This is a genomic window from Pseudomonas sp. 6D_7.1_Bac1 (assembly GCF_025465945.1).
In the GTDB taxonomy this organism is placed as follows: domain Bacteria; phylum Pseudomonadota; class Gammaproteobacteria; order Pseudomonadales; family Pseudomonadaceae; genus Aquipseudomonas.
Genome location: NZ_JANLNW010000072.1, coordinates 140,984 through 154,148, shown reverse-complemented (window position 1 = coordinate 154,148; position 13,165 = coordinate 140,984). Strand labels below are relative to the sequence as shown.

11 protein-coding genes are annotated in these 13,165 nt (G+C 59.8%); 6 read left to right on the top strand and 5 right to left on the bottom strand.

Features of this window, described 5'->3' with window-relative positions; genetic code table 11:
* Positions 1 to 67 precede the first annotated feature (67 nt).
* From NTD87_RS20320 to NTD87_RS20300, 5 genes are all read left to right on the top strand, one after another.
* Positions 68 to 1,237, top strand: coding sequence for an efflux RND transporter periplasmic adaptor subunit (locus NTD87_RS20320; protein WP_262115970.1), 1,170 nt, complete (start codon positions 68 to 70; stop codon positions 1,235 to 1,237).
* Entirely contained in the window at positions 1,234 to 4,329 is a 3,096-nt protein-coding gene (locus tag NTD87_RS20315) for a multidrug efflux RND transporter permease subunit (RefSeq protein WP_262115969.1), read from the top strand. The genes NTD87_RS20320 and NTD87_RS20315 overlap by 4 nt, the downstream gene beginning before the upstream one ends.
* 8 nt (positions 4,330 to 4,337) lie before the next feature.
* Positions 4,338 to 5,015 (top strand): heavy metal response regulator transcription factor, encoded by a 678-nt coding sequence (locus NTD87_RS20310; RefSeq protein WP_262115968.1) that lies wholly within the window; start codon positions 4,338 to 4,340, stop codon positions 5,013 to 5,015.
* Complete coding sequence (locus NTD87_RS20305) at positions 5,005 to 6,369, top strand: heavy metal sensor histidine kinase (RefSeq protein ID WP_262115967.1); 1,365 nt, start codon at positions 5,005 to 5,007, stop codon at positions 6,367 to 6,369. Before NTD87_RS20310 ends, NTD87_RS20305 begins: the two co-directional genes overlap by 11 nt.
* Positions 6,370 to 6,655: 286 nt before the next feature.
* Positions 6,656 to 6,880: a hypothetical protein gene (locus tag NTD87_RS20300; protein ID WP_262115966.1), complete on the top strand. Its 225-nt coding sequence runs from the start codon at positions 6,656 to 6,658 to the stop codon at positions 6,878 to 6,880.
* A 13-nt stretch (positions 6,881 to 6,893) separates the two neighbouring features.
* Here the strand turns inward: NTD87_RS20300 and NTD87_RS20295 are convergent, their stop codons facing one another.
* Positions 6,894 to 7,079, bottom strand: a complete 186-nt coding sequence (locus tag NTD87_RS20295) for a hypothetical protein (RefSeq protein ID WP_262115965.1) — start codon at positions 7,077 to 7,079, stop codon at positions 6,894 to 6,896.
* 57 nt (positions 7,080 to 7,136) lie between these two features.
* On the opposite strand from NTD87_RS20295, the gene NTD87_RS20290 reads away from it, so the two are divergent.
* The gene (locus tag NTD87_RS20290) at positions 7,137 to 8,645 is read left to right on the top strand and encodes a sensor domain-containing diguanylate cyclase (protein WP_262115964.1); all 1,509 of its coding nucleotides are present in this window, start codon (positions 7,137 to 7,139) and stop codon (positions 8,643 to 8,645) included.
* Between the two features lie 67 nt (positions 8,646 to 8,712).
* Here NTD87_RS20290 and lpxC read toward each other — a convergent pair whose 3' ends face one another.
* From lpxC to NTD87_RS20270, 4 genes are all read right to left on the bottom strand, one after another.
* On the bottom strand, positions 8,713 to 9,624 hold the full coding sequence (gene lpxC / locus NTD87_RS20285) for a UDP-3-O-acyl-N-acetylglucosamine deacetylase (RefSeq protein ID WP_019693551.1): 912 nt from the start codon (positions 9,622 to 9,624) through the stop codon (positions 8,713 to 8,715).
* A gap of 112 nt (positions 9,625 to 9,736) precedes the next feature.
* Positions 9,737 to 10,927, bottom strand: coding sequence for a cell division protein FtsZ (gene ftsZ, locus NTD87_RS20280; protein ID WP_123425034.1), 1,191 nt, complete (start codon positions 10,925 to 10,927; stop codon positions 9,737 to 9,739).
* A 90-nt stretch (positions 10,928 to 11,017) separates the two neighbouring features.
* Complete coding sequence (gene ftsA / locus NTD87_RS20275; protein ID WP_262115963.1) at positions 11,018 to 12,280, bottom strand: cell division protein FtsA; 1,263 nt, start codon at positions 12,278 to 12,280, stop codon at positions 11,018 to 11,020.
* Positions 12,281 to 12,294: 14 nt separating this feature from the next.
* Positions 12,295 to 13,161: a cell division protein FtsQ/DivIB gene (locus tag NTD87_RS20270; RefSeq protein WP_262115962.1), complete on the bottom strand. Its 867-nt coding sequence runs from the start codon at positions 13,159 to 13,161 to the stop codon at positions 12,295 to 12,297.
* Positions 13,162 to 13,165 lie beyond the last annotated feature (4 nt).

The following is a 13,165-nucleotide window of genomic DNA, read 5'->3' as shown; positions in this document are numbered from 1 at the left end:
TGACCGCAACAAAGGACTATAAATAGGCCATTATTCTCCGTCCTTTTTGCCCCGGCGCTTGATGCTCATGCCCATTCCAAGAAAAAAACTGCTGATCGCCGGTCTGTTGGCGACTGTCGCTGCCGTGGCCATTGGGGTTGCGATCAAACCCGCGACCAGCAAGCTCTCGGCACCGGCGGCAATCCCGGTGCGGGTCATCAGCGTCGCCGAGCGCGATGTGCCGCGTTACGTCAGCGGGATTGGCTCAGTGCTGTCGTTGCACAGCGTGGTCATCCGCCCACAGATCGACGGCATTCTCACCAAACTGCTGGTCAAGGAAGGCCAGTTGGTGAAGGCCGGTGACCTGCTGGCCACCATCGATGATCGCTCGATCCGCGCCAGCCTCGATCAGGCCCGTGCACAAGTGGCTGAAAACCAGGCGCAGTTGCAGGTGGCCGAGGTCAATCTCAAGCGCTACAAGTTGCTCAGCGTGGATGACGGTGTGTCCAAGCAGACCTACGACCAGCAACAAGCCTTGGTCAATCAGTTGAAAGCCACAGCGCAGCGCAATCAGGCGGCCATTGACGCAGCGCAGGTGCAGCTCTCCTACACACAGATTCGCTCACCGGTGACCGGTCGGGTCGGTATTCGTACTGTGGATGAAGGTAACTTCCTGCGTATGAACGATGCCCAAGGACTGTTCTCGGTGACCCAGATCGACCCGATTGCCGTCGAGTTTTCCCTGCCACAGCAAATGCTGCCGACGCTGCAACAGCTGATCAGTGCGACCCCACCCGCCGACGTGAATGCCTACATCGGCACCGACACCAACGGCCAGACCGGCGACTTGCTCGGCGAAGGCCACCTGACGCTGATCGACAACCAGATCAATACCAACACCGGAACCATTCGCGCCAAGGCCGAATTCAACAATGCCAGACAAAAGCTCTGGCCGGGGCAACTGGTGACCATCAGGATCCAGACCGCCCTCAACAAGAATGCCCTGGTGGTACCGCCGAGTGTGGTCCAGCGCGGGCTGGATCAACCGTTCGTTTACCGGGTCAAAGGCGACACCGTCGAATCCGTTCCGGTACAGATGGTCTATCAAGACAGCGGGCTGAACATCATCAAGGGTGTGCAGGCCGGTGATGTGCTGGTCAGCGACGGTCAGTCGCGGCTCAAACCCGGCGCTAGCATTCAGGTGCTCAGCGACCCGCCAGCACTCACCCAGAACAACGCGGCGGAGCAACCGCAATGAAGGTCCACGGTGGTATTTCCGCCTGGTGTATCGACCACCCGGTGGCCACGGTCCTGCTGACCTTCGCGCTGGTGCTGCTGGGCTTGATCGCCTTCCCGCGCCTGCCCGTCGCACCACTGCCTGAGGCCGAGTTCCCGACCATTCAGGTCGCCGCCCTGTTGCCTGGTGCCAGCCCGGACACCATGGCCTCGTCGGTGGCAACACCCCTGGAGGTGCAATTCAGCGCCATCCCCGGCATGACCCAGATGACCTCCAGCAGTGCCTTGGGTTCGACCAACCTCACCCTGCAATTCACCCTCAATAAAAGCATCGACACCGCAGCGCAAGAAGTTCAGGCCGCCATCAACACCGCCGCCGGCAAACTGCCCAAGGACATGCCGACGCTGCCGACCTGGCGCAAGGTCAACCCATCTGACAGCCCGGTGCTGATCCTCAGCGTCAGTTCGACGCAAATGCCCGGCACCGAACTCAGCGACTACGCCGAAACCCTGCTGGCGCGGCAACTGAGCCAGATCGACGGCGTCGGCCAGATCTACATCACCGGTCAGCAACGCCCGGCGATCCGGGTCCAGGCCTCAGCCGACAAGCTCGCAGCCATCGGCCTGACCCTGGCCGATGTGCGCCTGGCCATTCAGAAAACCAGCCTCAACCTGGCCAAAGGCGCGCTGTACGGTGAGTCGAGCATTTCCACGTTATCGACCAACGATCAGCTGTTCCATCCCGACGAGTACGGCCAACTCATCGTCTCCTACAAGAACGGTGCGCCGGTTCAGCTCAAGGATGTCGCCAAGGTGGTCAGTGGCTCGGAAGACGCCTACGTCCAGGCCTGGTCCGGCGATCGGCCGGGGGTCAACCTGGTGATCTTGCGGCAACCAGGGGCCAACATCGTCGACACCGTGGACCGGATTCAAGCCGCGTTGCCGGGCCTTGAAGCGATGCTGCCGGCGTCGATACAGGTCAATGTACTGATCGACCGGACCCAGACCATCCGTGCTTCGCTGCACGAAGTGGAAGTCACGCTGCTGATCGCCGTCCTGTTGGTGATTGCGGTGATGGCGCTGTTCCTGCGCCAGTGGTCGGCGACGCTGATCGTTTCCAGCGTGCTCGGGGTTTCGCTGATCGCCAGTATCGCGTTGATGTACATCATGGGTTTCAGCCTGAACAACCTGACCCTGGTGGCGATCGTCATTTCCGTGGGTTTTGTGGTCGACGATGCGATTGTGGTGGTGGAGAACATCCACCGCCACCTGGAGGCCGGCGACGGTATGCGCGAGGCGGCGATCAAGGGTGCCGGCGAAATCGGTTTTACCGTGGTTTCGATCAGTTTCTCGCTGGTGGCTGCGTTTATTCCGCTGCTGTTCATGGGCGGGGTGGTCGGCCGGCTATTCAAGGAGTTCGCCCTCACCGCGACCTCGACCATTTTGATTTCGGTGGTGGTTTCTCTCACCCTGGCACCGACCATGGCCGCCCTGTTCATGCGCGCTCCGGTGCATGACGCCAACGCCAAACCAGGCTTCGGCGAACGCCTGCTGGCGCTCTACGAGCGCGCACTGCGCCGTGCCCTCGCCCATCAAAAACTGATGCTGGGCGTCTTCAGCCTGACACTGTGTATGGCGATTGCCGGGTATGTGTTCATTCCCAAGGGTTTCTTCCCGATCCAGGACACCGGTTTCATCCTCGGCACCACGGAGGCAGCGGCTGATGTCTCCTACCCGGAAATGGTCAAAAAGCACCAGGCCCTGGCCGAGATCGTCGCTGCCGACCCGGCGGTGCAGGCGTTCTCCCATTCGGTCGGTGTGTCGGGCAGCAACCAGACCATCGCCAACGGACGCTTCTGGATTTCCTTGAAAAAACGCGGTGACCGCGATGTGTCCGCCAGTGAATTCATCGACCGGATTCGTCCGCAACTGATGAAGATTCCGGGCATCGTGCTGTACCTGCGCGCCGGGCAAGACATCAACCTCAGCTCCGGCCCCAGCCGCGCCCAGTATCAATACGTGCTCAAGAGTAACGACGGCCCGACACTGAACCTCTGGACCCAACGCCTGACCGAAAAACTGCGCGGCATTGCGGCGTTCCGTGACATTTCCAACGACCTGCAATTGGGCGGCAGCATCACCCACATCAACATCGACCGTGCCGCTGCAGCGCGTTTCGGGCTGACCGCCAGCGATGTCGACGAAGCGCTCTACGACGCCTTCGGCCAACGGCAGGTCAATGAGTTCCAGACCGAAATCAACCAGTACAACGTCATCCTCGAACTCGACACTCGCCAACGCGGCAAGGCCGAAAGCCTGGCCTACTTCTACCTGCGTTCGCCGCTGAGTGGCGAGATGGTGCCGTTGTCAGCGCTGGCCCGATTCGATGCGCCGACCATCGGCCCGTTGTCCATCGCCCATGACGGCATGTTCCCGGCCGCCAACCTGTCGTTCAACCTGGCCCCGGGCGTGGCCTTGGGCGATGCGGTGACGTTGCTCAATCAGGCAAAAAATGAAATCGGCATGCCGGCCTCGGTCAACGGTAACTTCCAGGGCGCGGCCCAGGCGTTCCAGAGTTCCCTGGCCAGTCAGCCGTGGCTGATTCTTGCGGCGCTGGTGGCGGTGTACATCATTCTCGGCGTGCTCTACGAGAGTTTCGTGCACCCGCTGACGATCATCTCGACCTTGCCGTCGGCGGGTCTGGGCGCCTTGATTCTGCTGTGGATGCTGGGCCAGGACTTCTCGATCATGGCGCTGATCGGCCTGGTGCTGCTGATCGGTATCGTCAAGAAGAACGGCATCCTGATGATCGATTTCGCCCTCGACGCCCAGCGCAATCGTGGGCTGCCCCCGGAAGAAGCGATCTTTGCTGCCTGCCTCACACGGTTCCGGCCGATCATCATGACCACCCTCGCCGCCCTGCTCGGCGCCCTGCCGCTGATGCTCGGCTTCGGCACCGGCGCCGAACTGCGTCAGCCACTGGGGATCGCGGTGGTTGGCGGCTTGCTGGTCAGCCAGGCGCTGACGCTGTTTACCACGCCGGTCATATACTTATGGCTTGAGCGAGTGTTCCATCGCTCCACACCAGCGCCTGCGCTGGCGACCACACACTGAGGCGGGTCATGCGCGTTCTGATTATCGAAGACGAAGAGAAAACCGCGGACTACCTGTACCGCGGCCTGACCGAACAGGGTTACACCGTGGACCGGGCCCCGGACGGTGTCGAAGGTCTGCACCTGGCGCTGGAAAGCGATTACGCGGTGATCATTCTCGATGTGATGCTGCCGGGTCTCGACGGCTATGGCGTGTTGCGCGCCCTGCGTGCACGCAAGCAAACCCCGGTGATCATGCTCACCGCCCGCGAACGTGTCGAAGACCGGATCAAGGGCCTGCGCGATGGCGCCGACGATTACCTGGGCAAACCCTTCTCGTTTCTGGAACTGGTGGCGCGCCTGCAAGCGTTGACCCGCCGCAGTAGCGGTCACGAGCCAGTACAAGTGACCATCGCCGACCTGTGGATCGATTTGATCAGCCGCAAGGCCACCCGCGCCGGCACGCGGCTGGACCTGACCGCCAAGGAGTTCTCGCTACTCAGTGTACTGGCCCGTCGGCAAGGTGAAATCCTCTCGAAAACCGCCATCGCCGAAATGGTCTGGGACATCAATTTCGACAGCGATGCCAACGTCGTTGAAGTCGCGATCAAACGTCTGCGAGCGAAGATCGACGGACCGTTCGAAGAAAAATTGCTGCACACCATTCGCGGCATGGGTTATGTGCTGGAGAGCCGCAGTGCCTCGTAATTCCATCGCCCTGCGCCTGAGCGGCATGTTCACGCTGGTGGCGGCGCTGGTGTTTCTGTTGATCGGCTGGGCGCTGTATCAACAGGTCGAAAAGGGACTGGCGCTGTTGCCGGAAGCCGAACTGGATGCACGTTACAGCGTGCTCGAATCCACGGTCGGTCGCTTTGGTACGCCGGAGCATTGGCTGAAAATCAACAACAAACTCAAGCTGCTCGGCGAAGAGGACAAGCGCATCAGTTTCTGGATCATCAGCGGCGATGCCAACTACGAATACGGCAACATCACCCCGCAGATCCGTGCCTTGGCGCAAGGCCCGACAGGCAAGCGCGACGTGCAGCTGCCGGACCAGCCCTACCCGCTGAAAGTGCTGGTCAGCCAGTTTCCGGCCAAGGATCAGCGTCCGCCGCTGCGCTTCATGATCGGCATCGACACACAAACCTTCTATGAAACCCAGCATTACTTGCTGATTGCCTTGATCAGCCTGGCGATCATCGGCGTGCTGCTGGCCTCGGTGCTCGGGTACTGGGTGGCACGGATCGGCCTGAAACCCTTGATCAAGGTGTCTCAGGAGGCCCAACGACTGACGCCGCCGTTGCTGTCTGCACGGCTGCAGTTGTCGCCGTTACCGCCGGAACTCAATCAGTTTGTCAGCTCGTTCAACTCGACGCTGGAACGGGTCGAGCACGCCTATACCCGGCTCGAATCATTCAATGCCGATGTCGCCCACGAACTGCGCTCGCCGTTGACCAACCTGATCGGCCAGACCCAGGTCGCCCTGACGCGCGGGCGCTCGGCGGAACACTACTTCGAAGTGCTGCAATCAAACCTTGAAGAGCTCGAACGGCTGCGCTCGATCATCAACGACATGCTGTTTCTGGCCAGCGCCGATCAGGGCAGCAAGGCCACTAAACTGACCTCCACCTCGCTGGCGGGCGAAGTTGCCACCACCCTGGACTACCTGGACTTCATCCTCGAAGACGCTCAGGTCAAGGTTCAGGTCAGTGGCGATGCCCAAGTGCAGATCGAGATCGCACACCTGCGCCGGGCGCTGATCAACCTGCTGAACAACGCCGTGCAACACACCGCCCCTGGCCAGGTCATTCAGGTGCAGATCGATGTTCAGGAGCATCGGGTCTGCATCGGCGTCACCAACCCCGGCGAGCCCATCGCCAGCGAGCACCTGCCGCGCTTGTTCGAACGTTTCTACCGGGTCGACGCCTCGCGCAGCAACAGCGGCGCCAATCATGGCCTGGGACTGGCCATCGTCAAGGCGATTGCGCTGATGCATGGCGGTGGTGTGTTTGTGCGCAGTGATAACGGCGTGAATACGTTCGGAATCTATTTGCCGGTTTGATCCCCCCGAAATACCTGTGGCGAGCGAGCTTGCTCGCGCTGGGCTGCGAAGCGGCCCCAACACAATCAACCGTCTTTCGTCAGACACACTACCTACCCCGAATGACGACTGCTACGCAGCCGAGCGGGAGCAAGCCCCCTCGCCACAAAATTCCCCTCGCCACAGGTCAGTGTGACTATTGCTCTTGATGCAACAGTCCTTTCTGCAATCCGCTCTTTTTCCCGACGCTGAAGACCTTTACTTTTGCCGCACCAAACAGCACTTGCCAAGCAAGAAGGTTTTCCAGATGTCCAACAGTATGGGTATTGCCAGCGCTTTCGTTTTGTCGTCCTTGTTCCTGTCGCCCTTGGCCATGGCTGAAGAGTCACAGACATTCGTCGCACACAATGCCGCACGTGCCGAAACCTTTGAAAAGGCTCAGGCTGAACTGACCGCAAAGGCACAAAGCGCTGAGCAAACCCGGCAAACATCGGCCACTCAGGCTCAACCGCGGGTTGAAAAGGACAGCTGATCTGTAACACCTCTCAGTTTCCCTCGACACTTCTCACGGCTCTTTCCCTTGAGAGGTTGTCTTCAAAGCCGCTGCTCTCAGCGGCTTTTTTTTGTTGTTTGACAAAACCCTGCAAAAAGGCCGGCACCTTGTGCTGGCCTTTTTTATATCCGGGATTTATACAGGTAGCTGAAACGATAAATGTACTGATATCTGCCATGCCGCCCGACCTGTTCGGGAACTACGCTGATGAAGTCCCTCTGCAGAAATCAGAACCATGAGTGCAAGCCGTACGTCCCCCCACATAACGGGCACTACCCGCCGACCGGAACTCATGCTGATTCTCGGCAGTTCGCTGACCGTCATCGCGATCATTTCCATCGTCACCTTCCTGCTGATCCGCGAACACGCCAATGCCATGCAAGCAGCCACGCGCGGTGCGACCAACATCGTGCAATTGATCGACGCCGATGTGCTGCGCAATGTCGAACTCTATGACCTGTCACTGCAAGGGTTGATTGCTGCCGCCCAACGCGACGACTTGCAGAAGGTTTCCGCCCAGATCCGTCACCTGGTGCTGTTCGACCGATCCAGCACGGCACGTTTCAAGGGCGATATCCTGTTGCTCGACAAGCAGGGCGAGGTGATCGCCGATTCGTCGCTGGTTCAGCCAAAACCCGGCAACTTCGCCGACCGCGACTACTTCCAGGCTCACGTTTCCAACAGCGACACCGGGATGTTTATCAGCCGCCCGTTCAAACCTCGCTGTGACTGCGTCGACAACGATCAGTGGCGCATCAGCTTCAGTCGGCGCATCTCATCACCCACCGGGGAGTTTCTCGGCGTTGCCGTCGCCTCGATGCGCCTGGCGTACTTTGACGAGCTGTTCAGCAGCTTGAACATTGGCACTGACAGCACCCTCAACGTGCTCGACAAGGACGGCATTCTATTGGCGCAAAAGCCCATGTTGACGGACGACAGCATTGGCAAGAGCTTTGGCAGCCGACCCAACGTCATCCGCATCCTGCGCGCAGGCAGTGGCAACTTCGTCAGCGTCTCGAGCATGGACCACCAGGACCGTCTGTACACTTTCTCACGCGTCGGCAACCTGCCGCTGACGGTAATCGTCGCGCTCTCCATGGACGAAGTCTTCGCCAGCTGGAGACGCACCGCGTACGTTATCAGTGGTGCCACCGGTGTGCTGTGTATCGGCCTGATGTGGCTGACCTTGCTGCTGTGCCGCGAATTGCGCCTGCGCCATCATGCCGAGCAGGAACTGGCGCAACAGGCGGCCATCGACGCCCTCACCGGGGTGGCCAACCGCCGCACGCTCGACCTGGCCCTGAACCGCGAATGGTCCCGCGCCCTGCGTTCAGGCAAGCCGCTATCGGTGCTGATGATCGACGCCGATCACTTCAAGTCGTTCAACGACCGCCACGGCCATCAGGGTGGCGACGATGCGTTACGTATGCTCGCCAGGGTCATCAGCGAAAATATCCACCGCCCCGCCGACCTCGTCGCACGGTATGGCGGTGAGGAGTTTTCCGTGGTGCTGGCTGAGACTGACACCGCTGGCGCACTGCGGATTGCCGAAAATATCCGTGCGCAGGTCGAGCGACTGCCGCCGTTCGAAGGCGACAAGTCACCGATCACCGTCAGCATCGGCCTCGCCACTTCAACGGGGCAACCGAGCGAAATCCTGGAAAACCTGATGTACGCCGCCGACAAGGCGCTGTACCAGGCCAAGCACCGTGGACGCAATCGAGTGGTCAGCGCCCAGGAATAGGCAGCGGCAACGAGGCATAAAAAAAGGCCACCCGAAGGCAGCCTTTAAAAACTAGAGAGGTTTTTGCTTACACCGCCGCAACTGGACGCATGTAAGAGATCGGAGCAGCGCTGGCGTCTTCAAACGTCACGACTTCCCAAGCATCTTTCTGCTCAATCAATTTGCGCAGAAGCTGGTTGTTCAGTGCATGACCCGACTTGAAGCCTTTGAACTCACCAATCAGGCTATTGCCCAGCAGGTAGAGGTCACCAATTGCATCGAGGATCTTGTGCTTCACGAATTCGTCTTCGTAGCGAAGGCCGTCTTCGTTCAGTACACCATCCGCGTCGACCACGATGGCGTTTTCAACGCTACCGCCGAGTGCGAGGTTGTGCTTGCGCAGGTACTCGATATCACTCATGAAACCAAAGGTCCGGGCGCGGCTGACTTCTTTTACGAACGAAGTGCTGGAAAAATCCACGCTGGCACTTTGAGTGCGGTCACGGAACACCGGGTGATCGAAATCGATCTCGAAGCTCACTTTGAAGCCTTCGAAAGGGACGAAAGTGGCGCGCTTGTCGCCGTCTTCCACTGTCACTTCACGCAGGATCCGGATGAACTTCTTGGCTGCGTCCTGTTCTTCCAGGCCAGCCGATTGAATCAGGAATACGAAGGGTCCAGCGCTACCATCCATGATCGGGACTTCGGACGCGGAGAGCTCGACGTAGGCGTTATCGATGCCCAGGCCAGCCATGGCCGAGAGCAAGTGCTCCACCGTGTCCACTTTGACGTCACCGTTGACCAGTGTCGTCGACATAGTGGTTTCACCAACGTTTTCCGCGCGAGCAGGAATCTGCACCACAGGGTCCAGGTCGGCACGACAAAACACGATGCCGGTGTCTACAGGTGCGGGCTTGAGGGTCAGGTATACCTTCTCCCCGGAGTGCAGGCCTACACCTGTGGCACGGATAATATTTTTCAGGGTGCGTTGTTTAATCATGGCTTGGGCCGCTTCAGCGCAAATTGCGAACTGGTATCAACAAAGGCTGGCGATAATAGCAGACCAGACCTTTGCTGAACACCAATCACCTTCATAGCCCTGATACATTCCATCAATCGGCCTGACGACGCAGGAATGCCGGGATATCCAGGTAGTCCAGATCGTCTTGTGGATTCATCTTCGCGGCAGTCGCAGCACCGGCCTGAGCCTGGTTGCGCATGACGGTCGGACGGTCCAGGTCACGGTAGTTCACCGCAGGCTGTTCCTGACGAGCAGGTGCCGGTTGCGACTGAGAAGCCATGGAGGTGTGAACGGTATTGTCGATGACCTTCACAGGTTTCTCGATTTTTGCGCCCAGACCTGTGGCAACCACAGTCACGTGCAGCTCGTCGCGCATGTCCGGATCGATAACGGTACCGACCTTGACCATGGCGTGCTCGGAAGCGAAGGCTTCGATGATGCTACCCACGTCGGAGTACTCACCCAAGGATAGATCAGGACCGGCAGTGATGTTCACCAGAATGCCGCGTGCACCTTGCAGGTTCACGTCTTCGAGCAACGGGTTGCGGATCGCCGCTTCGGTCGCTTCACGTGCACGGTTCGGACCGCTGGCGCAGCCAGTGCCCATCATCGCCATGCCCATTTCGCTCATCACGGTACGCACGTCGGCGAAGTCGACGTTGATCATGCCCGGACGCTTGATGATGTCGGAGATACCGCGAACGGCACCGGCCAGTACATCGTCGGCCTTGGCGAAAGCCGACAAGAGGCTTGCGTCTTTACCGAGGATGGTCAGCAACTTCTCGTTGGGAATGGTGATCAACGAGTCGACGCTTTCAGACAGCAGACGGATGCCTTCGTCGGCGATCTGCATACGCTTGCGGCCTTCGAACGGGAACGGACGAGTCACCACCGCAACGGTGAGGATCCCCATTTCCTTGGCCACTTCGGCAATGATCGGCGCAGCACCGGTACCGGTACCGCCGCCCATGCCCGTGGTGATGAACACCATGTTGGTGCCTTGCAGCACTTCGGCAATGCGCTCGCGGTCTTCCAGAGCGGCCTGACGACCGACCTCAGGGTTCGCGCCAGCACCCAGACCTTTGGTCACGCCGGTGCCCAATTGCAGGATGGTCCGCGCGCCGATGCTTTTCAGCGCCTGGGCATCAGTGTTGGCGCAGATGAACTCAACGCCTTCAATGTTGCTCTTGACCATGTGATTGACAGCGTTGCCGCCGCCACCGCCAACACCGATAACTTTAATAACCGGGCTTGCGGGGATGTTGTCTACGAGTTCGAACATTTTCCCTCTCCTTACATTCTCTAGTTTTTTTCGCCTACTGCGCCTACTGCGTACAACGGTGCTGCGGTGTCACGGTGTTGCGGTAAATCTTCAGAAATTGCCCTGGACCCAGCTTTTGATGCGATCGATCAACGGGCTCTTGGCCTCGTCACTGTTGTAGCTATCGCGACTGCTGCTGATCCCGGAGAAGGAAATGCCGTCGGACTGCTTTTGCAGGCCATACATCAGCAAACCAACACCGGTGGAATAAATCGGGTTGCGCACTACATCGTCCAGGCCTCTGACGCCATGCGGCACGCCCAGGCGAACCGGCATGTGGAAAATCTCTTCGGCCAACTCGACCGCGCCTTCCATCTTCGAAGTACCGCCGGTCAGCACGATGCCGGCCGGGATCAGGTCTTCGTAGCCGCTGCGACGCAGCTCGGCCTGGATCAGCGTGAACAGCTCGTCGTAACGCGGCTCGACCACTTCGGCCAGGGCCTGACGGGACAGCTCGCGCGGCGGACGATCACCGACACTTGGGACCTTGATGGTTTCACCGGCGCCGGCCAGTTTGGCCAGGGCGCAGGCGTAGCGAATCTTGATTTCTTCGGCGTACTGGGTCGGAGTGCGCAACGCCATGGCGATGTCGTTGGTCACCTGATCACCGGCAATCGGGATCACCGCGGTGTGACGAATCGCGCCTTCGGTGAAGATCGCGATGTCGGTGGTACCGCCACCAATGTCCACCAGGCACACGCCCAGCTCTTTCTCGTCATCGGTCAGCACCGAGTACGCGGAAGCGAGCTGCTCGAGAATGATGTCGTCGATTTCCAGACCGCAACGACGCACGCACTTTTCAATGTTCTGTGCCGCGTTCACCGCACAGGTGACCACGTGGACCTTGGCTTCCAGACGTACGCCGGACATGCCCAGAGGCTCACGCACGCCTTCCTGGTTGTCGATCACGTAATCCTGCGGCAGCGTGTGCAGCACTCGCTGATCCGCCGGAATGGCCACGGCCTGGGCGGCATCGAGCACGCGCTCAAGGTCGGCCGAGCTGACTTCGCGATCACGAATCGCCACGATGCCGTGGGAGTTCAGGCTGCGAATGTGATTGCCGGCCACGCCGACGAACGCCGAGTGAATCCGGCAACCGGCCATCAGTTGCGCTTCTTCGATTGCACGCTGAATGGACTGCACGGTGGATTCGATATTCACCACCACGCCCTTCTTCAGGCCGCGGGACGGGTGAGTACCGATCCCGACGATTTCCAGTTGGCCATCGGCCGCGACCTCGCCTACCAGCGCCACCACCTTGGAGGTACCGATATCCAGACCGACGATCATTTTGCCGCTTTGCACGTTTGCCATGGTCCTGCCTCTTCTCAATTCTTCGCGACGGCGGGTTGGGCCGTCGTGGGCGCTACAGGTTCCCGCCAGCCGACGGCCAGGCCGTTGGCATAACGCAGGTCGATGCGCGCAATGTTCGTAATCTGTTCTTTAAGCGTCTTGTCGTAGATGGCAATGAAGCGGCGCATCTTTTCCACCAGGTGATCGCGACCCAGCAACAGCTCGAGACCGGGGCCCGCACTACCCGCACCAGTGGTCAGGAACCAGCTGCCGCGTTCACGCAATTCCAGCCGGGCAATCGAGAAGCCCAATGGCCGTAACATCTGGCTCAACACCTGATACTGCTGCATCACTTGCTGCTGAGCCCGCTGTGGGCCGAACAACTGTGGCAAATGTTCGTAGTTGGCCAATTCACGCGGCGTAAACGCCTGCCCCTGGTTGTTCAACAGTGCTTCGTCACCCCAACGGGCCACGGGCAGTTGTTCTTCCAGACGAATCACCACCTGGTCAGGCCAGACGCGACGCACTTCGGCATGTGCAATCCATGGCATCTGTTCCAGCTCGGTACGCATGCTCGCAAGGTCAATGGTGAAGAAGCTCGCCGCCACGTACGGGGCGATCCGCTGCTGCACCGCTTGCTGGCTGATGTAACTCAAATCACCCTGCACGTTGATCTTGGTGATCGGCCGGTCGGCGTACGGCAGCAAACGCTGTGCACCTTCGTAAGTACCGAACCCCAACGCGACCAACAGCACGGGCCAGAACAAGGCTTTGAGAAAACCAAAATTGGCTTTCGGCAGGCGCACCGACATCGGCTCTTTGGCCACCATTCGGCTGGCACCCCGCGGCACCGGCTTGCGGCCGGGTGCGGGTGGCTGATGACGTAGCTGGGCGCCTTGCATGGAC

Coding starts and splice junctions, on each gene's coding strand:
- NTD87_RS20320 (WP_262115970.1), top strand. CDS start 68: ATGCCCATTCCAAGAAAAAAACTGCTGATCGCCGGTCTGTTGGCGACT.
- NTD87_RS20315 (WP_262115969.1), top strand. CDS start 1,234: ATGAAGGTCCACGGTGGTATTTCCGCCTGGTGTATCGACCACCCGGTG.
- NTD87_RS20310 (WP_262115968.1), top strand. CDS start 4,338: ATGCGCGTTCTGATTATCGAAGACGAAGAGAAAACCGCGGACTACCTG.
- NTD87_RS20300 (WP_262115966.1), top strand. CDS start 6,656: ATGTCCAACAGTATGGGTATTGCCAGCGCTTTCGTTTTGTCGTCCTTG.
- NTD87_RS20295 (WP_262115965.1), bottom strand. CDS start 7,079: ATGGCAGATATCAGTACATTTATCGTTTCAGCTACCTGTATAAATCCC.
- NTD87_RS20290 (WP_262115964.1), top strand. CDS start 7,137: ATGAGTGCAAGCCGTACGTCCCCCCACATAACGGGCACTACCCGCCGA.
- lpxC (WP_019693551.1), bottom strand. CDS start 9,624: ATGATTAAACAACGCACCCTGAAAAATATTATCCGTGCCACAGGTGTA.
- ftsZ (WP_123425034.1), bottom strand. CDS start 10,927: ATGTTCGAACTCGTAGACAACATCCCCGCAAGCCCGGTTATTAAAGTT.
- ftsA (WP_262115963.1), bottom strand. CDS start 12,280: ATGGCAAACGTGCAAAGCGGCAAAATGATCGTCGGTCTGGATATCGGT.
- NTD87_RS20270 (WP_262115962.1), bottom strand. CDS start 13,161: ATGCAAGGCGCCCAGCTACGTCATCAGCCACCCGCACCCGGCCGCAAG.